The organism is Tardiphaga sp. 285_C5_N1_2, assembly GCF_052076065.1.
Classification (GTDB): domain Bacteria; phylum Pseudomonadota; class Alphaproteobacteria; order Rhizobiales; family Xanthobacteraceae; genus Tardiphaga; species Tardiphaga robiniae.
In genome coordinates this window covers 1,001,671-1,026,434 of the sequence record NZ_CP197241.1, presented here as the reverse complement: position 1 = coordinate 1,026,434, position 24,764 = coordinate 1,001,671, and the positions used below count along the sequence as shown (strand labels likewise).

Here is a 24,764-nt window from a genome sequence, read left to right as displayed (position 1 = left end):
TGCCGGGCTTTCAGCCTCTGGCGGTGTTGGGCAGCGGCATTGCAAGCAACACCACCGCCGGTCGTTTCGTCTCGTTGCGCAGCGCGCGCGTCTCGTTGGGCGCGATGCGGCAGGAATCCCAGATGCCGAGGGTGGCGATGCCATCCGGCGTCTCGAAGGTTACTTCGCCTTCGAGGACGACATAGAACTTCTCCTCCGGCGAGGCCGAGGGCGTAATGCCGCCGCCCGGCAGAATCTGGCTCATGCCGAGCCACATCACATCGCCCGGCCCGGCGTCGCGGCCCTGCAGGCGGAACATCCGCATGTCATTGTGGCCAGGGGCTTCGTAGCGCGGGGCATCGTTCAGGCGGACAACATGCATGGCTTCACCCGTTAGGCTGAAAAACAAGACGATCGCGCGAGGAGCCGAGCACGGCGAGATAGGCCTCTGCAGCGCGCTCCAACGGGTAGATCGCGTCCGGCTTAATCGGAAACGGCTTCAATGCGCCGCTGGCGAAACCCGGCACCAATTCACGCAGGATCTCGCCGGCTTCCGGCGATGACAGCGACAGCGAGTCGACACCGAAGAAGGTGTGCTTGCCGCGATAGAAGGCGAAGATATCGAACGGCACGGTGGCCTTGGTGGAGGCAATAAAGATCTGGCGGCCGAGATGCGCGAGCGATTTCGTGCCGGCGTCGTAATACGGTTCGCCGACTGTGTTGTAGACGATGTCCGCGCCCTTGCCGCCGGTAATTTCGCGCACGGTCGCTGCGACGTCATTGCGGCTGGAATCGACGACGGTCACCTCGCCATGGGCATGGCCAGCATATAGCTCGTCCTTGCGGACGACGCCGATCACGCGAGCGCCCTGCCATGACGCGATCTGCGTCGCCGCCTGACCGACCTTGCCGTTCAGACCGAGGATCAACACCGTCTCGCCGGGCTTCGGCATGCCGCTGCGGCGAAAGCCTTCTTGCGCGGTGACAAAGGGCACGCCGATGCCGGCCGCCTCCGCGAGGCTGATATTGATCGGCTTCTCGACCAGCGCAGACGCTTCCACCACCAGATGCGTGGCATGGGTGCCGTCGCGGCCGATCCCGAGTTGGCCGGACGAGCCGAATACTTCCTTGCCGATCAGGTCGGTCGGCCCATCGATCACGACTCCGGCGAAGTCACGGCCGGGCGTGCGGGGGAAGACCGCATGCGGCATCAGACCGAGCGTCGCCTTGGCGTCCGACGGATTGATCGCGGCGGCCCTTATCTCGACCAGCGCATCGCCTGACCTGGCGCAGGCGAGTGTGCGTTGCTCGATGCCGAGCGCCACATTCTCGATGCGATCAGCCTTGGCGGCGACCCGCAGGCATGTTGCGGTGACGCTGGAGGAAGTCTTGGCGGCTGCAGTCATTTCAGTCCTCGAATGCTGTGTTATGCGGCGCCCGGCAAATCGAACAGTGCGCGTGCTTCAGCAGGCGTCGCGATCTGCGCGCCGAGTTCTTCGATGATGCGGCGTGCCTTGTCCACCATCACGGCGTTCGACGGCGCCAGTACGCCGCGGCCGAGCATCACCGCATCTTCCAGACCGGTGCGGGCATGACCGCCGGCGAGCACCGATTGCGCCACCATGGGAAATGTGGAACGGCCGATGCCGATGGCCGTGAAATGCGCATCCCGCGGCAGCAGACCGCGCGCATACAGCACCGTTTCCGGCGACGGCTGGAAGCCGTATTTCACCCCCATCACGAAGGAGGTGAGCGCCGGGCTGCTGAGCGTACCGTCGGCGAGGAGATCGTGCAGCAGCGCGATATCGCCGGAATCGAACAGTTCGATCTCGGGTTTCACGCCGGCCTCACGGATGACCTTGGCCATGCGGCGCACATTGCCGGGCGTGTTGATCACCACCTGCCCGCCGGAATTCATGGTGTTGAGATCGAGCGTGCAGATGTCAGGCTTCAGCGCCGTGATATGGGCAACGCGTTCTTCCGGGTTCATCAGCGTAGTACCGGCGGCGGCGACCTTGGGATCGTCCTGCGAAGGCACGAAGCGACCGCCGGGACCGGTGGTGATATTCAGGATCAGGTTGCGATTGCGCGCGCGAATGCGCGCCACGACGTCCTGATAATATTCGAGCTTCATTGACGGCGCGCCGGTGCCGGGCTCGCGCACATGGATATGCGCGACTGCCGCGCCGGCCTCAGCTGCACCGAGACAGGCGTCGGCGATTTCTTCCGGCGTGATTGGCAGATGCGGGGTCTGGTCCGGCCGCGTCAGATTGCCGGTGACGGCGCAAGTGATGACGATCTTGTCGAGCATCGGGCGCATCAATCTCTCCTTATAACGCTCGGCCGCCGTCAACGACGATCAGCGAGCCGGTGGAATAGGTCAGGTGGGTGGCGCAGGCCGCGATTGCGCGGCCGACATCCTCGGCCGTCGCAACACGCTTGAGCGGAATGGTCCCCGCGACCTTTTCAAGCGCGGCCGCATCACGGCCCGGCACAAAGTCAGTGGCCACCACGCCCGGCGACACCGCCATCACGCGCACGGCCGGCGCCAGCGCCCGCGCGAGCGACTTGGTCATGGTGTCGATGCCGGCCTTGATCGCCGCGTAAGCCAGATTGGAGCCGACGCCGTTCAGCCCCGCAATCGAGGAGACGTTGACGATGAGCCCGTCGCCGCTCGCCTTGAGCAGCGGTGCGAAAGCGCGGATGGCCGCGAACTGGCCGCGCCAGTTCACCTTGAACATGTCGTCGATGAACTCGTCGGTCAGCGCGTCGAGATCGCCGATCGGAATGGGCTTGGTGTAGCCGGCGGTATTGACGAGAATATCGCAGCGACCGAACGCTCGCTCCACCTCGCCGGCAAGCGCCGTCAGCGTTGCGCTATCTTCAATTACCGCGCGTCTGGCGAGATGGCCTTCGCCCCGAAGGCCGGCTAGCAACGCGTTGGCGGCTGCTTCGCCAGAGCGCCAGGTCACGACGACACGGGCACCTTCGGCTGCCAAAGCTTGCGCGGCCGCGGCGCCGATGCCGCCCGAACCGCCGATCACCACGGCTACCTTGTTCGCGAGAATATCCGACATCGAGAGCTCACTTGATGGGAGGATGCGGGAGCACAGCTTCGCCGGGCTCCATGACGAATGTGTAGTTGAGGCTGAACCATTCGCCAGCGACATCCGGCGCTGGCGACGCGCCTTCGCCCTTGCGGAAATCGCCAATCAGCGCACGCGTCACGCCGAATACGACGTCGCTCTCCAGATGCTCGTCGTCATCGACAAAGATCTGCGTGATCAGCGTCTTGAAGCCTGGCTTGAAGGCAAGCACATGCAGATGCGCCGGCCGGAACGGATGCCGGCGCTGCGCGGCCAGCATCTCCCCGGTCGGACCATGGGTCGGCACCGGATAGCCAGCAGGCTTGACCGAGCGGAACGCGAAGCGGCCATTCGCATCGGTCTCAAACACGCCGCGCAAATTCATGTCAGCCTGACCCGCGTCCTGGTTTTCGTACATTCCCGATGGCGAGGCCTGCCAGACATCAACGCTGACACCCGAGAGCGGCGCTCCCAGTGCGTCGGTGATGCGGCAATCGACGAACAGTGGTGCACCGGGCGTCGGCGAACGCAAGATCGAGGCACCATTCTCCACGCGCGGAGCGTTCGCCCGCCAGAACGGCCCGAGCAACGCTGCGGCGGTCTCGCTCGCGCCATCCTGGCCGTTGTTCAACAGGCAGACCAATGTCGAGAGCCCGACTGCATCGCTGAACAACACGCCCTCGTTATGGGTGTCGTTTGTCGCCTGGCCGATGCGGTTCAGGAAATCGATAGCAAACTCGAATTCCGCCTCGGTCAGCCGAACCTCGCGGGCAAATTCGTGCAGATGACGAACGAAAGCGGCCATGACCGTGCGCAACCGCTCGTTCGGCGCACCGCTCATCGCGGCAAGCACAACGTCGGTCACATCCTCCTGACGCGTGATGATCATCGACACTCCCTCACCTTGCGGTTTTTTTGGCTGCCCACTCTGCGCAATCGATTGCACATTTAGTGCAATCGATTGCGCAAGTCAACCGCACCAGCTAGTTTGGAGATCGTGGCAGGGATGACGACAATCAAAGACGTGGCGCGCGAGGTGGGAGTGCACCCCTCCACCGTGTCGCGCGCGCTCGACCCTGCCCGCCGCGGACGGATCGGCGAGCCGGTCGTGCGCCGGATTCTGGAAGCAGCGGAGCGGCTGGGTTACCGCCCGGACACGGTGGCCGCGAGTCTGCGCAGTGGCCGTTCGAACATGGTCGGCATCATCGTCCCGGACATCGCGAACCCCGTCTTCTCGCCGATCATCGGCGGCCTCGAAGACGTGCTATCGGCGCGCGGCTACGCGCTGATTGTCGCCGACCCGCAACCGCAACGGACGGGCACCGACGACATCGTTCAACGGCTCGTGGCGCGCCGCGTGGACGGCCTCGTGCTGGCGAATGTCGCGCTCAAGGATAATTCGATCGAGCGTTGTCTGAGTTGGAAAGTCCCTGTCGTGCTTGTCAATCGCGCGGAGACTGAGGCGCGTGTGCCTTCGGTGGTCTCGGACGATGTGGCCGGCATGCGGCTCGCGGTTGCGCATCTTCTCGAACTTGGACATCGCCACATCCTCCACCTCGCCGGCCCGCAAATGCTATCGACCGGATCGCTTCGCCGCCGCGGTTTCTTGGAGGCAATGCACGAAGCCGGTTTCGCGCCGGCCGACAATGATATCGAAGAGGCTGAAGTATTCACGCGCGAGGCAGGACGCGCTGCCGCACTCAGACTGCTCGCACGACAGCCTGAGGCCACCGCCATCGTCGCAGCCAACGATCTCCTCGCGCTCGGCATCTATGAAGCGTTGCGCGAAACGGGCCGGCGATGTCCGGAAGATCTGTCAGTGATCGGTCACAACGACATGCCGCTGGTGGATCTGGTGGATCCGCCGCTGTCCACGATCCGCATCAGCCACCGCGAGATGGGTGAACAGACCGGCCAACTCCTGCTCGACCTGATCGAAGGCGTCCGCGGCGATGCGCCTTATGTCGTCACAGCGCCCCTGCTCGTCGTGCGCCGCTCGACACAGCCACCAAGGATCTCGCGATAAGCCAGCGTTGGATCTGATTAATTGAGCCAGCGTGATTCTGGTTTGCGCCCCTTCGCTTTGAACAAGGGCGGACTCGCATACCGGCACACGCCCCCGACGTTCCTTATCAATTCGGCCAAATCCAGAAGCGACACGCCCAAACGATAACAAGCGAGTGATCAGACCGGAGCAAGTTGCATGACAGATCTGACGTCATATGGGATGCATTGAACATTCATGTGCAGTAATTCGGCGCTATTCCACATTCCATATAATGAAGCTGGGCGGTTCCCACGCTAGGGAACCCAAGATGCATGATGTTTCTCGCCGCGCTCAACTTATTCTGTTGAAAAACGATCTGCACATCATGCGAGGCCGGGCCCAACGCCTGGATCTAAGCGATGTAGCCTTGTTGATCTCGCAAGCTGTTCAGCTGCTCTCCGATCAGCCGGAAGTTTCTAAATCTGACCAGCCCCGCGCCTAACTGCATTGTTTGTCATCGGTGCGCTCGGTCGCCAGGACAAACATACCGACAGCCGCTGCGGTCACCAAAAACGGCATAATGATAAGGGCCATTGACGCCTCCTTGTCGAAGTTGATCTTCGAACATGGCACAGCATCTCTTATGCGCCTCTTCGCTTCCCTAAAGCGGATGGTGAACAGAATCATACGGAGAGATTTGGTTGAGAAATGCCAAATTCATGAACGATAAAGTATGCGATCCCCGCAACGTCCAGCGCGCCAAATGTCCGCTTTGCGCCAAAAGCGGTAACCCATCACGTCGACTTTGTGTCAGAAGCGGGCATTCGCCAGCAGGGTTCCCCCAAAGCAGAGCAGGCGGACATCTCTTGCACTGTCCGCCTCCTCCAGGGATAGCTTAGACCTCCAGCTTGTCTCCACCCTTCAGATCAAGCATCTCGCGCGCTTCATCCGGGGTCGCGATCTCAAGACCCAAGCCTTCGACGATCTTGCGCGCGAGCGTGACCTGCTCGGCATTCGAGGAGGCCATGCGACCTGGCGCCGCCCACAGCGAGTCTTCCAGACCGACGCGGATATTGCCACCCATGGCCGCGGCCATCGCCGCGATCGGCAGCTGATTGCGACCGGCGCCGAGCACCGACCAGACATACTTGTCGCCGAACAACCGATCCGCCGTGCGCTTCATGTGCAGCACATCTTCGGGATGTGCACCTGTACCGCCCTGCAAACCGAACACCGTCTGGATGAACAGCGGCGGCTTCACCAGCCCCTGTTCGAGGAAGTAGGCGAGATTATAGAGGTGCGCCGTGTCGTAGCATTCGAACTCGAAGCGCGTGCCCGTCTCCGCCAGCGTCTTCAGCACATACTCAATGTCCTGGAATGTATTGCGGAACACAATGTCCTTGTTCTGCAGGTGCTTCAATTCCCAATCATGTTCGAACTTCTTGAAGCGGTTCAGCATGCCGAAGAACCCGAAATTCATTGAGCCCATGTTGAGCGACGCCACTTCCGGCTTGTAGACCGCGGCGGGCCGTACGCGTTCATCCACCGTCATGGTGGGCGCACCACCGGTAGTCAGGTTGATCACCGCATTGGTGCGCTGCTTGATGATCTTCAGGAATGGCGCAAAGGCTTCGGGACTTTGATCGGGTTGCCCGGTCTTCGGGTTGCGCGCATGCAGATGCACAATGGCGGCGCCGGCTTCCGCCGCATCGACGGCAGCGTCGGCGATTTCCTGCGGCGTTACCGGCAATGCTTTGGACATCGAGGGCGTATGAATCGCGCCCGTCACGGCGCAGGTGATGATGACTTTGCGGCTCATGTCAGTCTCCGTCTTACTGTTAAGAGATGGTGTAGTCAGGATTTGGGACGCTGCGTGGCCTTGTGAGCCGCCAGCGCTGCGAGGCGTTCGTTGCGTTGTTGTGTCAGTGCGGCAATCCGATCGGGCGACGGCTGATGCGGCCAGGCCGCTATCACCCGGTCGACATTCGGGCTTTGATAAACCTCGGGCCCTGCCGATGCAGCGGCCAGCTCCTTGTAGAAACCGGTGTAGCGCGCGCAGTAATCCGGGATGCCGCCGGGCGCATTGAGCTCGATGGTCTCCAGCGGGCCCAGAAACGACCAGCGCAGACCGAGACCGTCCTTCACAGTGTGATCGAGATCCTCCGCGGAGACATAGCCTTCGCCGACCAGACGGAACGCTTCCGCCAGCAAGGCGCCCTGCAGCCGATTGAGGATAAAACCGTTGATCTCGCGGTTGACGGTCACGGGGACCTGCCCAATCTCGCGATAGATCTCACGCGCGCGGTCGATAGTCTCCTGCGAGGTCCAGGATGCGCCGCATAGTTCGACCAGCGGCACCAGATGCGGCGGGTTGACGGGATGACCGACGAGGCAGCGCGCCCGCCCCGGAAGCGCTTCCGTGAAGCGAGAGGCGACGATGGCCGAGGTGGATGATGCGAGCAGTGCATCTGGAGGCGCAAGACGATCCAGCTCGGAAAAGATGGCGATCTTCTGATCGACGTTCTCCGGGCCATTCTCCTGTACGAAGGAAACGTTCTTCACCGCATCGGCCAGACTTTCCGCTATCGAGATGCGCGCGGCGGCGCCGTCGGGGTCATTGGCAAGTCCGTGGCGGGCGAGCGCATGCAGTTCATCGCGAATAAGCCCGGGCGCAGCATCCAGCGTCGGGCGATGCGGATCTGTCAGCCGCACGGTCCATCCAGCGCGCGCGAAAATCGCGGCCCAGGCGCGTCCGATCAAGCCAACGCCGACGATCGCTACATGTCGATTGTTCAGTGTCATTGATGTTCTCACAGCCACAGCACCTTGCGGCGCAGATCGAGATCGTCACGCAGGGCCTTCGACGGCCCCTGATGAATGACCTTGCCCCGTTCCAGCGCCACCGTCGAATCGGACAAAGCCAAAGCCAGATCGAGATTATGGTCGACGATGATGATGGCAATTTCCTTGCGAAGCCGGTCAAAGGTTTCAAACAACTGCTCCACGACCGCGGGCGCCAATCCTTCGAATGGCTCATCCAGCAACAAGACGCGGACGTCGCCCGACAACGCGCGCGCCACGGCCACCATCTGCTGCTCGCCGCCTGACAGATAATCGGCGGGACTGTCGAGACGCTCACGAATGCGGGGGAAATAGTCGTAGATGCGCTCGCGAGTCCAATGCACACCATTGCCAGTCTGCCGCTTGAGACCACCAAGTTCGAGATTTTGCTCGACGGTCATGCCTGCGAACAAGGCGCGTCCCTGCGGTACGTAGCCGATGCCGAGCCGCGCGGCTTCCGCAGACGACAGGCCGATCAACTCGCTGCCTGCCAGTTGAATAGAGCCATTCGATGCCGGCGCGATCCCGATCAACGACTTGAGCAAGGTCGACTTACCCGCGCCATTGCGCCCGAGCAGTGCGATGATCTCGTTCTCGTGCAGGGTAAAATTGACGTCGTTGAGAATATGGCTCTTGCCATAGAACGTATCGACATTCTTCACCGTCAGCAGCGGCTTCGCCCCCGCCGCGGTCTCGCGGGGGCGCGCAGCCACAGCCGTCGTGCCCGACCCGATATAGACTTCCTGCACCTTCGGGCTGGACCGCGCCTCTTCGACGGAGCCGTCCAGCAATACGCGCCCCTCATTCATGACGGTGACGTGGTCAGCCAACTGGAACACCCGATCGATGTCATGCTCGACCAGCAGAACCGGCAAATCGGTCGAGATGCGCTTGATGATCGCACCGATACGTTCACGTTCGGCAGCAGCGAGGCCTGCAAGCGGTTCGTCAAGCAGCAGCACCCGCGGCGCCGTGGCCAGCGCGACGCCCATGTCGAGCAGGCGTTGGCCACCGTAAGACAACATGCCTGCCTCTGCCTTCTCGATTCCCGCGAGGCCCAGATAGCGGATCACCGCCTCGGTCTCCGCGTTGATTGCGCTAATCGATAGCGCGTTGGTCACGGGATCGAAGCGCCGCGGATGCCGTGCTTGCACCGCGAGGCGGATATTTTCGCCAACACTGAGCGCGGGAAACAGGTTGGTGATCTGGAACGAACGCCCAATGCCGGCGCTTGCAATATCTTCCGGTGTATGGCCGGCGATAGGCATGCCCATCAGCGACACGCTTCCCTGATCCGGCTTGTACATACCCGACAGCAAATTGAACGCCGTGGTCTTGCCGGCACCGTTCGGGCCGATCAGCGCATGCAGAGTGCGATCGGCGATGGCGATATCGACGCCCTGCACGGCCTTGATGCCACCGAAACTTTTCACGATATGGCTGGCAGCGAGTACCGCTCCGTCGACTGACGACTTCGGTCGCAAAAACTCCGGCAGTGGTAGCACTTCGATGCGCCGCGCCGACATTGCCGCGTCTTCTTCCACTTTCTTGCGGAATGGCGCGATCAGCCGCTCGCCCATACCGATTAGGCCGGTAGGCGAGAAGATGATGAAGCCAACGAAAACGAGACCGAACCAGAACAACCAGTTCTCGGAATAGATGCCGAGAAACTCACGAAACAGAATGAAAAACAGCGCACCGAGCGCCGGCCCGAGGAAACTGCGCATGCCGCCGATCACGACCATGGCCAGAAGCTCGCCAGAGAACGCCACCGAAATGGGATCCGCCGACGTCATACGGTTCTTGTAGAGCAGCAGAATGCCGGCCAGCCCGGTGATGGTAGCCGACAGCACGAAGGCGGCGAGCTTGTAGCGATTGGTGGGATAGCCGAGGAAGCGCGCGCGCTGTTCGTTTTCGCGGATCGCCACCAGCACCGAACCGACCGTGGAATTGTGGAAGCGCCACAGCAGGATCAGCACGAGAAACGCGATCAGCGCCACGAACCAATAATAGGTCGCACCCGCATCGAGGTCGAAGCCAAGCAGTGCCGGCCGGGTGATGCCGCCAAGGCCGTTCTCGCCACCGGTGACGTCGGTCCAGCGGAACGAGACGCTGTAGAGCATGGCCGCGAGCGCCAGCGTCAGCAGCGAGAAATACACGCCGCGGCGGCGCAGGATCAGGTAGCCGAAGGCAGCCGCCGTGATAGCCACCATGACAAGCGCAAGCAGCGTCGGCCCGACGAATGAATTCGGCATCCAGTTGCGCTGGATCAGCGCTGCAGCATAGGCCGCAAGGCCGAACCAGGCGCCATGACCGAACGAGACGAGACCGGTGTGCCCCACCAGGATATTCAGGGCCATGCAGGCCAGTGCGAAGACGACGATCTCCGTCGCCGACGTCACGGTCAATCCGAGCGCCAGCAAGATCGGAGGCAGGATGAGCAAGCCGACGCCCGCGATCAGCAATGGAACGGGAAGACGATTCAACATTGGCATCGCCTTACTCGAACCGCATGATGCGTTCGCCGAACAAGCCGCGCGGCCGGAACAGCAGCACCAGAAGCATCAAAAGATAGATCGCCGCCGTGGACGCCGCAGAATAGCCGATGCCGACCATGACGCCCTTGACCAATCCGACCAGCAGCGCAGCGATCACCACGCCCCAGAACGAGCCGAGGCCACCGATCACGACCACCACGAAGGCGGGCGTGATGATCTCCTGTCCCATCGCCGGATGGATCGAATAGATCGGCGCCAGCAACACGCCCGCGAGTCCCGCCAGACCAATACCCAGCGCAGCCACCACCGACATGTAAGGTTGTAGCGAGATGCCGAGCGCTCCGACCATGTCCGGATTTTGCACGCCGGCCCGGACCACGCGGCCGAATGAGGTCTTCTGCAGCAGCACCCAGAGCCCGACCACACAGGCCACGGCAATGCCGAGCAACACCACGCGATAGAACGAATAGATGAAGCTTCCGATCGCGACCTGACCGCGCAGCGCTGGCGGAATCGAATAGGACAAAGGCGGCGCGCCGAAGATCATGCGCAAGGCCTGCTCGGCGACCATCGCGAGCCCGAAAGTCAGCAGCAGCGAGAGAATGGGATCGGACCGATAGAAACGCCGGAACAGCGTCCGCTCGATGACAACACCGAGCAGCGCAACGACAACGGGGGCCACGACGAATGCACCGCCGAAACCGAGATAGGGCGAAATGACAAGGGTAAGATAGGCGCCGATCGCATAGAACGCGCCATGCGCGAGATTCACGATGCCGCCGAGCGAAAAGATCAGCGACAGGCCGAGCGCAATCAGAAGATAATAGACACCATCAAGCAGTCCGTTGAGGATCTGCTGGGTGAGCAACATGGCGGACATGATATGGGCTCCGCAGTCGCGCGCTGATGCGCATCTGACAGGGGTCGGAAGGACGAGACGAAAGCAAATTCGCGAGCAGAATGTCGGCGTCTCGCCCGAAGGCGAAACGCCGACATTGTTGCTAGCTCGGGAATTTGCAGACGTTCTCTTCCGCGGTGGACGCAATCACTTCGAGCGGTTCATCCGGCCCCGGGACGGCCGGGCTCGATGAGAAGATGTCCCACTGGTTCTTGATCTTGTCCGCAGGCAGCGCCGTCACCGCATACATTTCGTGCATCAGCTGATGATCCGATGCGCGGAAGTAGCCGGGACGCGTCTTCAGCAGATCGAACTTCGCGCCCTTCTCGAAATGCTCGATGATCTTCGGCGACTCAGCCGATTTCAACTCGTTGATGCTCTGCGCCACGATCTTGGTGGCGATGTAGTCGCCCCAGGCCTGGTTCTCCGGCGGCTTATTGTACTTCTTGGTGAAGGCCGCGACGAAGGCCTTGCTGCCGGGCGTGTCCAGCAGATGGTGCCAGACCACAGGCCAGGTGCCGACGAAATTGCCCTTGCCAGCAGCCCAGGCCAGAGCCGTGTCGAAGCCGAAACCGCCGACCGGGAAAGTCAGACCGAATTCGGCATATTGCTTGAGGAAGTTGGTGATCTGGTTGCCCGCAAGATTGATCACCACGAGATCAGGCTTGGCCTCGCGGATCTTGAGGAGATAGGCAGAAAAGTCCGTGGCGTCGGTGGGCACCAGGTCGTCGCCAGCGAAATTACCGCCATTGGCCTGCATGAAGCGCTTCGACACGCTTAGCAGGTCATGACCGAAAGCGTAGTCCGCCGTGAGCGAGTACCACTTCTTGCCCTTCACGAGACCATCGCGCAGGAACGAGCGGCCGACCGTCTTTACATACATCGAGTTCTGCGACTCGACGTGGAACATATAGCGCTGGCAGTCCTTGCCGCGTAGCGCATCGGAATTTCCGCCGGTGTTGATGAACAGCGTCTTGTTGCGCGTGGCGACCTGCGCGATGGTCAGACACGATGCCGAAGAAATTTCGCCGATGATACAGCCGACCTTGTCGCGCTCGATCATGCGCTCCGCCTTGGTCGAGGCCGTCTGAGGATTGATCGAGTCCTCCTTGAGCAGTTCAACCTTGCGCCCCATCATGCCGCCAGCGGCATTGATCTCCTCAACAGCGAGATCGATGGCCATCACACCATATTCGCCGAGCGGGCCGAGAAAGCCGGTACGCGGCGTGAGGTGGCCGATACGGATGATATCCGAGGTCTGCGCACTGAGGATCGAGGGCGCAGACAGGCCGGACGCAAGCGCCAGACCGCCCGCGGTCTTCAGCAGACTGCGGCGCGTGAATTGATTGGTGTTCGACATCAGATTCGTCTCCCTGATACGGCCGCGCGGCGCGGCTGTTTCCCCTCCGGCAGGCGCCGCACTCTTCTGTTGAGAGGGCTTTGTCCGCTTGCCGTGATCTGTGATCACAGTTAGAGTTGCAAAAGACAGGGACTTTGTCGAGTCCCTCCCTGTAATTTCGCGACGATACCCGGAGACCGCGTTGAACCTGCCGACTGCGCTGACCCTTGTGGAGCCGCTCGACCGCCAGACGCTGGGCGAGCGCGCTTACGCGCAACTGGCGGATTTGCTCATCTCGGGCAGGCTCGCGCCTGGCGAAAAGCTGTCATTGCGTACGGCCGCCGAAGTGCTCGGCGTGTCGATCATGCCGGTGCGCGAAGCGGTGTCCCGCCTCGTCGCCGACAAGGCATTGGAAGTCGCGGCAAACCGTGCCGTGCGCGTGCCCGTGATGTCGGCCACGCAGTTTCGCGATCTGACGAAGGTGCGTATCGCTATCGAGGGTCATGCCGCAGCAGAGGCAGCGCAACTACGTGGAGACCGCAATCTCGCTTCCATCGCGATCGCAGAAGCGGCCATGCGCGCGGAAAGCGAAATGAAGGCACCCGACCTGCCGCGCGCCGTCGAACTCAACAAGACGTTTCACTTTGCCGTCTACGAGGCCGCGCAGTCGCCGATCCTGGTCGAGATCATCCGTGCGCTCTGGCTCAAGGCTGGCCCCGTCATCAATCTCGATCTGCGCGGCAATCCCGATCGCCTCGCCAAGGGTGAAGCCATTCGGTTTCATGCGGACGTTCGCAAGGCGATCGAGATCGGTGATGCCGAAGCTGCCAAAGTCGGGATCGCTGCCGATATCACCAGCGCTGCCAATTTCATCCTGTCGCGCGGCGGCCTCTCCGCCTAATTCTCACAAAGTCCCCGGAGCCACCATGGATCTCAACATCAAGGGTTTGCGCGTCATCGTTACCGCGGGCGCCAACGGAATCGGCCTGGCCATCGCCCGCGCCTTTGCCGGCGAAGGCGCACGCGTTCATGTCTGCGATGTGGACCAAGCTGCTCTTGCCGCACTCACAGCGAGTGATCCCGCAATCACACAGACCCATTGCGACGTTGCTGATCGTGCGTCAGTTCAAAGGCTGTTCGATGAGGCAACAGCTAAACTCGGCGGCCTCGATGTCCTCGTCAACAATGCCGGCATTGCAGGCCCGACCGCCAAGGTCGAAGAGATGCATCCCGATGACTGGGATCGTTGCCTGAACATCTGCCTGACCGGCCAGTTCAACTGCACGCGCCTCGCTGTACCGCTGCTGCGCCAGAGCAGCAACGGCTCCATCGTCAACCTGTCCTCGGCGGCTGGCCGCGTAGGCTTCGCGATGCGCTCGCCCTATGCCGCAGCGAAATGGGGCGTCATCGGCTTCACGAAGTCGCTCTCCATCGAGCTCGGCCCCGACAACATCCGCGTCAACGCGATCCTGCCCGGCCTCGTCGCCGGCGATCGCCAGCGCCGCGTGCTGGAAGCCAAGGCGCAGCAGCGCGGCATTTCCTTTGCGGAGATGGAGAAAACGGCGTTCTCCTATACGTCAATCAAGGACTACGTCACACCGGAACAGATCGCCGACCAGATCCTGTTCCTGGCCAGCCCGCGCGGACGCACGATCTCGGGCCAGGCTATTTCGATCTGCGGCGACACCCAAATGCTGGGCTAGCCGTCGATGCTCAAGACTCGAGCAAGCCAACTGACGACACTGCAAAGCAGTCCCTAGCAAGGCGCAAAAGCTGGCCTTTCGTGACAGATTGACGTCAGCTTTACATCGATTGCAGACCTTTCGCATCCTGCTAGATCGGGCAAGTAGCTTGCGGAGCCGGCTGCTAATTCACTGTCGCCAAGTACAAACTGGAATCAAAATAGTCTGCGGCCCGAATCGCCGTTGTGACGCCAGCTTCCGCCACGAAGAAATCACTGACTTGCTGCTGACTTGCTGCAGCCATTTTGTAACCGTGCCATCGGCATAAAGCCGCATAGTGCTTTTAAGCTTGGCGTGAGCTAAGAGCGATCGCGCGGCGCCAAGAGTTCCCATCCTTTCTTTCAGCGGACGTCTCTCATCACAACTATCCGTTGATTTGAGAGAAATTCAGAGACGCGGAGCTGCCGGCGAAAGTTGTTTCACCGACCGTTCCTCCGCTTTCTCTCGTCGCGTCGCTCACCACCGATGGAGTTCGTCACGTCATCATTGGACGATCCGTTGGTGTTGGTTCTCCCGCCAGCACTGCCGGCGACGATTCCGGTTGGAGCCGGCGATCTCGGCGGCTCCTGGAAGAGGTTATCGAAGGAGGACTTCGGACTGCCGACAGGGGACGGCGACATCGTATTGGTCGTTGGCGCCGCCGGGTTGACCACGGCGATCTGACCGGGGCTCGGCGCGAGCGAGACGTTGAACGACTTGATTGTGAAAACTGCCCCGACATAGCTCAGCGCATAGTTCGGCGAAACGCCGAGCGAGCCTAGCCGAATGGCATAGTCGCCCACCACATCACCCAGCGCGCGCTCCAGCGAGCCGGAGAAGCGATCGCCGTTGAACAGCGTGCCGCCGGTAAGACGATAGGTCAGCGCCGGATCGAGCTCCGCGAACATCTTGCTCTGGGGATCTGCGGTGACTGTCAGCGGCGCGGCTGTCACGATCCAGACACCACTATTGCGGGCCGAGATCGCATAGTTCGGATTGGTCAGCGTTCCAGCTACATCGAGCAGATAGGGATTGCCCGCGACGCCGGTCCGGGCGGTGATGCCGAACGAATTGACGAGCCCGGTCAGAACATCAATCCCCTGACCGTTCTGCAAACCGATGGCCGACAGTCCGGGATTGAGCGGCGAACTGCCATAGACCGATGTGCCACCATTGGCGGTGACGACGACCGAAGCGGGAGTGACGGTCCAGCTCCCGGGATTGAACGACGCGATGTGATAGTTCGGGTTCGTCAGCGTACCCAGAACATTCAGGGCATAGGGGCCGCCGGCGACGCCAGTGGCTGCAGTGATGCCGAACGAATTGCGCAGGCCGGTGAGAACATTGACGTCTTCGCCGTTCTGCAGGCCGGCGGCCGACAGGCCCGGATTGGCCAGTGCGCTGCCATAGACCGACGTGCCACCGTTGGCGGTGACGACGATGGAGGCCGGCGTCACCGTCCAGCTCGCATCATTGCGCGCCGTTACGCGATAATTCGCATTGGTCAGTGCCCCCGCCACGCTGAGCGCATATGGGCCGCCGGCGACGCCGGTGGTGGAGGTTATACCGAACGAATTGGCGAGGCCGGTCAGGACATCGACATTCTGGCCGTTCTTCAGGCCTTGCGCCGTAAAGCCGGGATTGGACGGCGACTGGCCGTAGACGGAGCTGCCACCATTCGCCGACACGATGATGTCCGCCGCCGCGACCGACAGCGAACCGCCGACATAGCTGATGGTGTAATTGCCGAGGCCATTGCCGAGCGCATTGCTGGCCGTGATCCCGTAGGGCGCGCCGCTCACATTAGCCAGTGCATCCGCGCCGAGGCTCGCCAGCGTCACGCCGGTCACGCGGTCGGTGCCATAAAGCGTGCCGCCGACGGCGTAGCCGGTGCTGCCGAGGGCGAGCGTATCGCCATAGATCTTGGACTGGTCGTTCGCCGTGATGGTCAGCGCCGCCTTGGTGACACTACCGATATTGCGGCTGCTATTGACAACCAGCGTGTAATTGCCGGCCGCGTTGCCGGTGAGGCCGCCGGAACCGAGATTGAAGGTGACGGTCTTGCCGCTTCCGGCATTGGCATTGTCATAGGTGCCCGAGGTCGGGAGGTTCGCGACCGATAGCAGGCCGGAATCGCCTGCGACCACATTGCTCAGCGCGAAATTGTCGGTGCCGAGCGCAGCGGTGTTGGTGCCGTCATACTGCTTCTCCACCGCACCGGTGAGCGACAGCGTCACGGTGCGCTTGGCGATGCTATAGTCGGTCCCGACGAAACTCACCCGATAGTTCGAGGACGCGCTGAGCGATCCCTGATTGATGGCATAGTTGCCGGCATTCTCACCCGCGGCGCGGCTGAGCGCGCCAGTCAGACTATCGCCATTCACCAGCGACCCACCGGCCAACTGCCAGGTGAGAGCCGACCCGGCGTCGCCATAGACCTTGCCCTGTCCGGCATCGGCGGCCACCGTGATCGCACGTTGCGTCACCGTCAATTGCCCGCTCGGCAGGTTGACAATGCGGTAGCGCGCCCCGTCGGTGCTGACAGGCTGAAGCTGGGTCGATGTGACCTGGACATATGGCGTCAGATGCAGCCAGGCCACGCCATCGCCAATCGTCACCCCCATCGGAACCAGCGAGAACGTGCTGGTACCAGTGAGAACGACGGCGCCATTTCCATTGACTGTCGCTGTGACGCCATTCTGCCCAGTGAACTGGTTGATGCGGTCTGCGATCTGTTGTGCTGTCAAGGCCCGATCCCAGATAATGTCGGACCCATTATTGATCCGCATACCCACGTACTGCTGATAGATGCCCGTTTGACCGGGAGCGCCGCCGCCAACAGCCTGCGGCGGCAATACGGTCAAGCCTACCGACACGGCATAGGTGCCGACGCCGGACGACTGGTTGGCGGTCGAGCTCACGGTGATCGGCATCACATTCGGCGTATCATAGTTTTTGAGGCCGTAGATCATCGCCGCCAGCGTCGTATTGGCATCGCCATACATACGCGTGGCGTTCGACGTCTCGACGACGGCGACGTGATTTGCCCAGTAGAATTCCGGATAGCGCGCGACGCCATCCGACTGGCCCGCGCTGTTCGACGGAATCCAGACATTGCGATAGTCCCAACCGGCATAGACGATGCGGAACGTGTTGAGGTCCTGCATTTGTGCCGTGGTGAGACCGGTGCCGACGACGGTCAGGCCGCGATTGGGATCGAGCGAAGACGGATTCGAAACGCTGGAATCGTAGTACGAATTCGTGACTGTTCCTGTCCGCCCGTTATCACTGACATTACGCCCGACGAGCGAACCGACAAAGTGAATCCCATAGTTCCAGGCCCGATCGAGTCGCCCGGTCGTATAGGAATTGATGATGGTGCCCGCACCGTCATTGGTCGCATTGGTGCCGACGAGACCGCCGATCGTGCCGTTGCCACGCACCAAGCCCGTCGCATAGGAATTGACGATCCGACCGGAGCCACCGTTCTCATTCACGTTGACGCCCGCGAGGCCGCCCGCCTGGCCGACGAAGGTGACCCAATCGGACTGCTGGCCGACGGCCTCGACCGCCACGGTGCTGTAGGACTCTTCGATCGTACCGCGATTGTAGCCAACCAGGCCGCCCGCTGCGTAGTTCGAGTAAACCCCGCTCGCGTCGTCGCTGCGGGACGCCCATGAGCGGAAGATCGTGCCATCGCTCAGGCCTGCGATCGAGCCGGCCGATCCCCAGTCGGCTATGATCCTGCTGTCGACGACGCCGAGATTTTTCACCAAGCTGCCAGATGCCAGATAGGCAAACACGCCCGCATGATTGCCGTCAGTCATGTTCACAAAGAGATTTTTGATCGTGTGACCCTGGCCGTCGAATGTTCCGGTGAACGAGGATGGCGTTTTCACGTAGTCGGCGTACTGGGCCGACTGCGAATAACCTGTCTCACCGAGCGTATAGATGGTCGTGTAGATCTCGAGCACTCCGTTGTTCCAGACCTGATACGAATCGGAAGGTCGATTCTCGCCAAATTGCAGGCGCGTGAAGACCTTCGTCGTGTATCCGGCGTAGCTGATCGGCGAGATCGGCGAGAAGGCGTTGTTATTCCACATCCCGCTGGATAGCTCTGCCGACGCGTTGATGTCGCGCGCGAGCTTGTAGCTGGCCGCACCGTTCATATTCACCAGTTGCAACTGGTGCAGGTTCTGGATGTTGGTCGAATATTCGGCCTTCAGGAACGGTCGCGTATAGCCATCCACCATGTACCAGTGATCGTGGAAATTCCCCATGCTCCATTGATTGCCGGGATTGGGATCGTTGAAGAAGTTATACGAACTCATCGCGTACGGATTATTGCCCGAATTCGTGTTCAGTGACGCGATGAACTGGACCTGCTCCGACGACCAGCCGCCCGGCATGTCATTATATGACCAGCCGAAGGCGCGGCCGGTGCCGCTCACTGCCTGATCCCAATAGACGTGCCAGACGCGCGCCGACATGCCGGTCTGCGAATTGAAGCTCTCCATCGTATCGTAGTCGCGGAAGTCGTTCTTGCCGACGATGCCGCCGACGCCGGTGCCCGACAGAGCGCCCGCCGCATAGGAATCTTCGACCACCCCCCAGCCCGTGACGCTCCACTGGTTCTCGCCGACCAGACCGCCGGTCCAGCTCGTGCCGCTCACGCTGGCGAGCGAATAGGTCCAGCGGACCGTTGCATGCTCGCCGTTCACACCGACGATTCCGCCGACCGTGCCGCCAGTCACCGAGCCCGACGTCCAGGAATCCTGGATGGTCCCGTAATTGTAGCCGGCGATGCCGCCGGCCACATAGCCGCGGATGGCGCCGGTCGAATAGGAGCCGCCATTGATGGTGCCGTTGTTGCGGGCAACCAGACCGCCCGCGCCCAGCGAACTGGCGATATTGGTAACGCTCGCCGTCGAATAGACATTGGTGAGCGTGCCATTGTTTTGTGCGGCGATCGAACCGACATAGCTGCCATTGCCGCTGAACGAGCCGCCGATGATGCCGACATTCCGGATCGTGCCGCTATTCAGGTAGAACACGCCGACATCGCCGCCGCCGACCTGCCCTTCGCCGCGGCGCTGATACATGTTCAGGATTGCGTAGCCGCGGCCGTCCAGGGTGCCGGTGAAGGCCTGGTTCGAATTATTGACATTGGTGCCAATGGGATCGAAGCCACGGCAGATGCCGCTCAGGCAGGTCCAAGTCGAGGTCGCGCTGGCATCGATGTCGCGGCCGAGTGCGTAAGTGCCGCCAAGATTGGTTTCGATAGCCTTGAGCTGGTTGACGTCGTTGACCAGCATATAGGCCCTGACGGTCGCGCCGTAGCCGCTCTGCGTCACGCTGGAATAGTCGATCGTGTTGGCGTAGCTGCCAGTCGCCGCATAGGGATTGTACAGGATCTCCACGGCGGTGTTGGTATTCACCCGGGCATTGGCCGAGAAATTGACGAGGCCATTGTCGGAGCGGAGCGTCACCGACGAAAGCGGGCTCCCGAGGTCATAGATATGTCCGTTGATCTGGATGTTGCCGGCTGCTCGGAGACTGGCCGTGCCATACGACCCCAATCCGCCCGCCGTGATCGCCCCGCCCGAAACCACCGACAGGTTTCCGCCGCTCAGGTGTCCCGCGCCGGAAATGTCGCCCGAGGTGACGATGGATAGTGATCCCCTGGCGGAAATCCCGCTCAGGTTCGAGAGCGAGCCGCCGACGATCAGAGACACGTCGCGTCCGTCGACCCGGCCAACCGCCAGATTGCCGTTATTCGTGAAGGCCAGCGCGCCGGGATTGATGACGTTGTCGTCGCGATCCGGATCGACGCTCGAATAGTCGGTCCACATGTTGGCGACCCGGTTGCCAGTACTGGTCAGCGACACTGACGAGAAGTTCAGGGGCAAGATCAGATTGGTCACCAGGATCGGCGCTGTCTGCGTGATGTTGCCCGGCGCCGTGAGCCACAGTGTCCCGCCATTGCTGCCGGAGAGGGTGCCGTTGATCTGGATGTCGCGATAGGCGTTGAGATACAGCGTATTGGCTGACGTCCAGGAGATCGGCGCATTGATGATGATATCGCCGGCGCCCTGCGTCTGGTTGCCCGGGCCGCTCGCGGACGATGCCGTGGTGATCAGCGTGACATTGGCCGCGCCGAGATTGGCGCCGATGGTCGCCGCCGCCGCGGAATCGATGGTCAGTGTGACCGGATCGAGCAGCCAGTCGCCGGTGCGGCCCTTCGGCGCTGACGCATCGACGCGGATGCCAGCGAAATCAAGCTGCTTGCCCGAGGTCTCAATGAGGCCGCCGTCGCCGCCATTGACACCGCCGCGCGCCGACAACGTACTGCGCACGCTGGTGAGACCGTCCGACCACAGCACGATCTTGCCGCCCTTGCCGCTGTCCAGCGCGTCGGCGCGGATCACCGTCGCCGAATCCGCCGTGACCTTGACGGCATGCTGGAAATCGCCGCGACCATAGGCATCGCCACCGATGCGAACGCCGCCGCCGCCGGCCGCGCCCGACGCGTCGATGCGCGCACCGGCCAGCGCGATCTCGGCGCCGCTGATGTCGATCTGGCCGCCTGTCTTTTTGGCAGCCACCTGATTGCGCGACTTGCCGGTCGCCGTGACACGGCCGGACACGTTGACGCGGCCACCCTCGCCGCCACCGAGCACGATGCGCCCGGCGCGGGTGCCGACCGAATTGGCGCGGATCGTGCCCGGGACGTTCACCGCATCGCGCAGGATGTTGTTCGCCGTGGCGGCGCTGAGGAACACCTGTCCGCCATCGGCACGGATCTTTCCGCTATTGGTCACCAGCGCCTTGCCGGTGCCATCGACGAGATTGCCAAGCTGGTTGGACGGTACAGCGACCGACAGGAAGCCGTCGCCGGACAGATCGAGCGTAATCATCTCGCCGGAGCCGAGACCGACCTTGCCGAGCCGCGCCGAAATGACGCCGTCATTGGCGACGCGGCCACCGAGCAACGCTGCGAAGCCGCCGTCGGACACGTTGATGCGGCCGGCATTGGTGACAACAGCCGAGGAGCCGTTACCGGTAAACTTGTATTTGCCCGATAGGAAGTCCTCGTTCCTGATGTCGAGCGTTGAGGCCGCGAAAGAGCCAGTATTGACGACACCCGTATTAGTGATCGCGATACCGTTCGGATTAACCAGCAGCACGGTGCCGGGCGCGTTGATCGTGCCGGCGATGCTGGAGGGCGTGGTACCCGTAACGCGGTTGAGGGTGGCAGCCGCCGCGCTCGGCTGGTTGAAGTTGACGGTGCCACCGGCACCGATCGAGAACGAATTCCAGTTGATGATGGCGCTGTTCGAGGATTGGTTGACGTTCAGCGTCCCGTTCGACGGCGCGGCGATACTCGCGGCGCCATGGGTCACGGTGCCTCCGCCCGGCAGCGTCTGCGCCAGTGCAATGCTGCCACTGAACACCACGCAGCCGAACACCAGCGGTGCGAAAGCCGCCCTCACGCTGCCGCGGATCGGCGTCACGTCATATGTCTGTGTCATGCCCAGCTCCTGTCACCTGCACGGGCGCCGTTGACCGGCGCTCCCGAGGTCGTCTTGTCTGCCCTGTTTAGAATTTGCCGCGCTCGATCCGCGCAATGTCGGGATCGTCGCGTTCAGCGATGTAGTTGATGATCAGCTTCGGCGGCCCCTTCGGGTCCGGCGACGTGGTCTGATTGCCTTCGCGCTGCATCTGGTATTTGACGCCATCGGCGATCAGCCGGACCGCCCCCTTCTTCTCATCCTCGCCGGCGAACAGCACAATCGTATTGTCGCCAACGGGAATGCCGGAGCGGAGCGTGTCCTTCTTCCAGACAAAGCCTGCGAGATAGCGCTCAAGACGCGTGCCGGCAGTGATCATCGCATTGGGATCGACCGGCGGCGTGGAGGCGACCTCGCCCCAGACGACATTGACCTGAATGAGCTTCTTCGACTTGTTGCCGAAGATGTAGGCGACCCGTGCAGCGCCCGGACCAGGATCGAGCGACGGCACAGCGACGGTCAGGACATTCGTGCCCTCGATGCTGTTCACGCTGCTCGCGATGTCGGTCCCCTTGACATTGAATGCCTTCGTCACGATGGCCCGCACCTCCGCCTCCGTCATGCCGAAACGGGCATCGCGGAATCCGGTGACTTCATATTTCGGTGCTTCCTGCTGCGCCCGGGCCGGCAAAACATCGACCACGCCCGCGACAATCGCGGCAACGAGGATCAACCGTGCCATCGCGCGCTTGAGCGCATGCGAAGCGGAATCACAACGAATGGAAGTGCCGAAACGATCTCTCACCTGCTCAACTCCTAAGCGATCAATTGCATCGGTTGAGCGCAGAACCGCCCTGGGCTGCGCAAACGCGGCCGATGCCCATGATACCAGCGTCTTATTAGGGGCTGGATGCAATCAGTTTCGAACACCGTGTGAACGCTCGTTCACATCGGCCATCAACGACCGTTATGGTTGATGCATGCCCAAACTATCCATGCATATATGCGCCGCGTCGCTGCAGCCTGACGATGCCAGTCGTCGGATTGCGCATGACCGACGGATGCATGCGCACTGCACGTGGGAAGTTCTGGGGCTGTCTTGATGTCTATTCGTTCGACAAAGAAATCCTTGGCGTTGATCGCAATCGCCTTGGGATCGTCGTGCAGCGGCGCGCTCGCTCAATCCCCCGCTCCCGCACCAAGCCTCGTACAACCACCCACGATTGCCACGCCGCCCGCATCGACGCGTATTACCTTGCCGCAAATCGCCGCCGGCTCAACCGTGCCGGACGCTGCCAAAAAGCTGACTTTCATCCTAACCGGGATCGACATCGAAGGCGAATTTGATGAGATCGCCATAGCGAGAAAAGAAGCCGCGGCGACGCTGCTGGGAAGGTCCGTTACGGTCGCAGATCTGTTCGGCCTTGCCGACAAGTTGCAGCAAGCCTATGTGCGCGCAGGCTACCCGCTCGTGCGCGTCGTCATCCTGCCCCAGGAACTTGATCGGCGCGCACGTGTAAAGCTGCGCGTCATTGACGGCTATGTCGAGAAATTCGATACTAGCACCCTGTCCGGAACATCGGCTGCTCGTGCTGCAGCCGTGCTGGCGCCATTACTCAACAAGCGACGCCTCACGCAGAACGAACTCGAACGGCAATTGCTGATTGCGGGCGATACACCGGGTCTCGTTCTCAATGCCACTTTTGCTTCCGGCTCGGCCGTCGGCAGCTCTGTTCTGGTGCTTAGCGGCCGGTACAGGCCAGTCTCGGCGAGCCTCTATCTCGACAATGGCATGCCCAAATCCTTTGGCGAGTGGCAGGCGGCAACGTATTTCTCGCTCAACAATCTGACGGGATTTGGCGAACAGATCTCGATCTCCATCGCCGGACTGCCCGACAATGATTTCGTGACGCCCTATCCTACGCGCCGCTATCTCGGTGCAAACCTCGCCGTCCCACTCGGTATCGACGGCTGGCGGTTCGAACTCGGCGTCACCGATGGTCGCACGACCCCGCGGGTTGATGCGATATTCGCATCACAGGGTGTTTTCCGGCAAGGGCGCACAAAACTCGCCTACGATATTGTCAAACGCCGCGACACCGAACTGAGCTTCAATGCGCGATTTGATCTCACAGAGGAACAGGTCAGCACGCTGATTACGACACCGGCCACGCCGCTATCGCTTGACCGTACGCGCGTGCCACGCGTCGGCCTCGACGGCATCCTGCGACTACGCGAAAGCGGAACCACCCTCAGCTACACGGCAACCTATTCTCACGGCATCAATGCGCTTGGGGCCCGCTCCATAGCCGATGCAACGCCGTTGCTCCCACTTTCGCGGCAAGGCGCAGACGCGGAGTTCAGCAAGCTCGACGGTCGCATCGACGTCATGCAAACGCTTCCCGAGAATCTGTTTCTCTCGGCAGGACTCGCAGGCCAGACATCATTCGGTCGCCCGATGCTCACATCCGAGCAGTTTCCGATCATTGGCACCAACATGCTGTCCGGCTTCGCCGCCGGCACGCTCGCCGGCGATACAGGCTGGGTGGGACGCGGAGAGTTCGGCTGGAGCACCCAGCTCCCGTTCATCGCCGAACCGCATGCAATCGTACCTTACGTCTTTGCAGCTACTGGCGAGCGCCGCTATGAAATGCCGACCGTATTGGAAATCCCCGTCATTCGCGCGAACAACTATGGTGGCGGTATGCGCTTCCAGCTCGCGCCGCAGGCACCCGACGCCCCGTCGCTGTCCGGCTTCGTGGAGCTGAGCGAACGACGCGCCAGCGCTTCCAGCCTCGACGGCTGGATGGTGTTCGCCGGCGGCTCGATCCGCTACTAGACTCCAGAGATGGCAACAACGGACAGATCACTTGCTTTCGGTCAGATGCCATTCCATTGATACGG

At 61.8% G+C, this 24,764-nt stretch carries 17 protein-coding genes; 5 read left to right on the top strand and 12 right to left on the bottom strand.

The genetic code is table 11. The features are described from left to right. Window positions 1–10: 10 nt before the first annotated feature. Genes AB7951_RS04850 through AB7951_RS04830 form a run of 5 tightly spaced genes read right to left on the bottom strand, consistent with a single transcriptional unit; the run spans window position 11 to window position 3,954 of the window. On the bottom strand, window positions 11–361 hold the full coding sequence (locus tag AB7951_RS04850; protein WP_089265520.1) for a cupin domain-containing protein: 351 nt from the start codon (window positions 359–361) through the stop codon (window positions 11–13). Between the two features lie 4 nt (window positions 362–365). Continuing rightward, entirely contained in the window at window positions 366–1,385 is a 1,020-nt protein-coding gene (locus AB7951_RS04845) for a quinone oxidoreductase family protein (RefSeq protein WP_120293235.1), read from the bottom strand. A 20-nt stretch (window positions 1,386–1,405) separates the two neighbouring features. Next, complete coding sequence (locus AB7951_RS04840) at window positions 1,406–2,290, bottom strand: 3-keto-5-aminohexanoate cleavage protein (RefSeq protein WP_120293310.1); 885 nt, start codon at window positions 2,288–2,290, stop codon at window positions 1,406–1,408. Window positions 2,291–2,309: 19 nt separating this feature from the next. Further along, a complete protein-coding gene (locus tag AB7951_RS04835; protein ID WP_120293233.1) occupies window positions 2,310–3,056 on the bottom strand; it encodes an SDR family oxidoreductase in 747 nt (248 codons plus the stop codon). Between the two features lie 7 nt (window positions 3,057–3,063). Further along, window positions 3,064–3,954 carry a dioxygenase family protein gene (locus tag AB7951_RS04830; RefSeq protein WP_089265523.1) on the bottom strand — a complete coding sequence of 297 codons (891 nt, stop codon included), beginning with the start codon at window positions 3,952–3,954 and terminating at the stop codon, window positions 3,064–3,066. A 108-nt stretch (window positions 3,955–4,062) separates the two neighbouring features. On the opposite strand from AB7951_RS04830, the gene AB7951_RS04825 reads away from it, so the two are divergent. Together AB7951_RS04825 and AB7951_RS04820 are read left to right on the top strand one after the other, a co-directional pair. Next, window positions 4,063–5,091 carry a LacI family DNA-binding transcriptional regulator gene (locus AB7951_RS04825; protein WP_441256110.1) on the top strand — a complete coding sequence of 343 codons (1,029 nt, stop codon included), beginning with the start codon at window positions 4,063–4,065 and terminating at the stop codon, window positions 5,089–5,091. A 289-nt stretch (window positions 5,092–5,380) separates the two neighbouring features. After that, window positions 5,381–5,554: a hypothetical protein gene (locus AB7951_RS04820; protein WP_158596890.1), complete on the top strand. Its 174-nt coding sequence runs from the start codon at window positions 5,381–5,383 to the stop codon at window positions 5,552–5,554. Window positions 5,555–5,947: 393 nt separating this feature from the next. On the opposite strand, the gene AB7951_RS04815 is transcribed toward AB7951_RS04820, so the two are convergent. From AB7951_RS04815 to AB7951_RS04795, 5 genes are all read right to left on the bottom strand, one after another. Then, window positions 5,948–6,871, bottom strand: coding sequence for a 3-keto-5-aminohexanoate cleavage protein (locus AB7951_RS04815; RefSeq protein ID WP_068734883.1), 924 nt, complete (start codon window positions 6,869–6,871; stop codon window positions 5,948–5,950). Window positions 6,872–6,906: 35 nt separating this feature from the next. Further along, window positions 6,907–7,854: a 3-hydroxyacyl-CoA dehydrogenase gene (locus tag AB7951_RS04810; RefSeq protein ID WP_175366268.1), complete on the bottom strand. Its 948-nt coding sequence runs from the start codon at window positions 7,852–7,854 to the stop codon at window positions 6,907–6,909. 8 nt (window positions 7,855–7,862) lie between these two features. Further along, window positions 7,863–10,382, bottom strand: coding sequence for a branched-chain amino acid ABC transporter ATP-binding protein/permease (locus AB7951_RS04805; protein ID WP_120293223.1), 2,520 nt, complete (start codon window positions 10,380–10,382; stop codon window positions 7,863–7,865). Between the two features lie 10 nt (window positions 10,383–10,392). Further along, window positions 10,393–11,271, bottom strand: a complete 879-nt coding sequence (locus AB7951_RS04800; RefSeq protein ID WP_068734877.1) for a branched-chain amino acid ABC transporter permease — start codon at window positions 11,269–11,271, stop codon at window positions 10,393–10,395. A gap of 121 nt (window positions 11,272–11,392) precedes the next feature. Next, entirely contained in the window at window positions 11,393–12,649 is a 1,257-nt protein-coding gene (locus AB7951_RS04795) for an ABC transporter substrate-binding protein (protein ID WP_441255704.1), read from the bottom strand. A gap of 181 nt (window positions 12,650–12,830) precedes the next feature. On the opposite strand from AB7951_RS04795, the gene AB7951_RS04790 reads away from it, so the two are divergent. Then, window positions 12,831–13,529, top strand: coding sequence for a GntR family transcriptional regulator (locus tag AB7951_RS04790; protein ID WP_120293219.1), 699 nt, complete (start codon window positions 12,831–12,833; stop codon window positions 13,527–13,529). A 25-nt stretch (window positions 13,530–13,554) separates the two neighbouring features. Then, window positions 13,555–14,331 carry an SDR family oxidoreductase gene (locus tag AB7951_RS04785; protein ID WP_439061837.1) on the top strand — a complete coding sequence of 259 codons (777 nt, stop codon included), beginning with the start codon at window positions 13,555–13,557 and terminating at the stop codon, window positions 14,329–14,331. 458 nt (window positions 14,332–14,789) lie between these two features. On the opposite strand, the gene AB7951_RS04780 is transcribed toward AB7951_RS04785, so the two are convergent. After that, window positions 14,790–21,881: an MBG domain-containing protein gene (locus tag AB7951_RS04780; RefSeq protein ID WP_439061838.1), complete on the bottom strand. Its 7,092-nt coding sequence runs from the start codon at window positions 21,879–21,881 to the stop codon at window positions 14,790–14,792. A 67-nt stretch (window positions 21,882–21,948) separates the two neighbouring features. Then, entirely contained in the window at window positions 21,949–22,602 is a 654-nt protein-coding gene (locus AB7951_RS04775) for a hypothetical protein (RefSeq protein ID WP_120293213.1), read from the bottom strand. Window positions 22,603–22,989: 387 nt separating this feature from the next. Here AB7951_RS04775 and AB7951_RS04770 point away from each other — a divergent pair, with 387 nt between their 5' ends. Next, entirely contained in the window at window positions 22,990–24,699 is a 1,710-nt protein-coding gene (locus tag AB7951_RS04770) for a ShlB/FhaC/HecB family hemolysin secretion/activation protein (protein WP_158596888.1), read from the top strand. Window positions 24,700–24,764: the final 65 nt, after the last annotated feature.

Coding starts and splice junctions, on each gene's coding strand:
- AB7951_RS04850 (WP_089265520.1), bottom strand. CDS start 361: ATGCATGTTGTCCGCCTGAACGATGCCCCGCGCTACGAAGCCCCTGGC.
- AB7951_RS04845 (WP_120293235.1), bottom strand. CDS start 1,385: ATGACTGCAGCCGCCAAGACTTCCTCCAGCGTCACCGCAACATGCCTG.
- AB7951_RS04840 (WP_120293310.1), bottom strand. CDS start 2,290: ATGCTCGACAAGATCGTCATCACTTGCGCCGTCACCGGCAATCTGACG.
- AB7951_RS04835 (WP_120293233.1), bottom strand. CDS start 3,056: ATGTCGGATATTCTCGCGAACAAGGTAGCCGTGGTGATCGGCGGTTCG.
- AB7951_RS04830 (WP_089265523.1), bottom strand. CDS start 3,954: ATGATCATCACGCGTCAGGAGGATGTGACCGACGTTGTGCTTGCCGCG.
- AB7951_RS04820 (WP_158596890.1), top strand. CDS start 5,381: ATGCATGATGTTTCTCGCCGCGCTCAACTTATTCTGTTGAAAAACGAT.
- AB7951_RS04815 (WP_068734883.1), bottom strand. CDS start 6,871: ATGAGCCGCAAAGTCATCATCACCTGCGCCGTGACGGGCGCGATTCAT.
- AB7951_RS04810 (WP_175366268.1), bottom strand. CDS start 7,854: ATGACACTGAACAATCGACATGTAGCGATCGTCGGCGTTGGCTTGATC.
- AB7951_RS04805 (WP_120293223.1), bottom strand. CDS start 10,382: ATGTTGAATCGTCTTCCCGTTCCATTGCTGATCGCGGGCGTCGGCTTG.
- AB7951_RS04800 (WP_068734877.1), bottom strand. CDS start 11,271: ATGTCCGCCATGTTGCTCACCCAGCAGATCCTCAACGGACTGCTTGAT.
- AB7951_RS04795 (WP_441255704.1), bottom strand. CDS start 12,649: ATGTCGAACACCAATCAATTCACGCGCCGCAGTCTGCTGAAGACCGCG.
- AB7951_RS04785 (WP_439061837.1), top strand. CDS start 13,555: ATGGATCTCAACATCAAGGGTTTGCGCGTCATCGTTACCGCGGGCGCC.
- AB7951_RS04780 (WP_439061838.1), bottom strand. CDS start 21,881: ATGACACAGACATATGACGTGACGCCGATCCGCGGCAGCGTGAGGGCG.
- AB7951_RS04775 (WP_120293213.1), bottom strand. CDS start 22,602: ATGGCACGGTTGATCCTCGTTGCCGCGATTGTCGCGGGCGTGGTCGAT.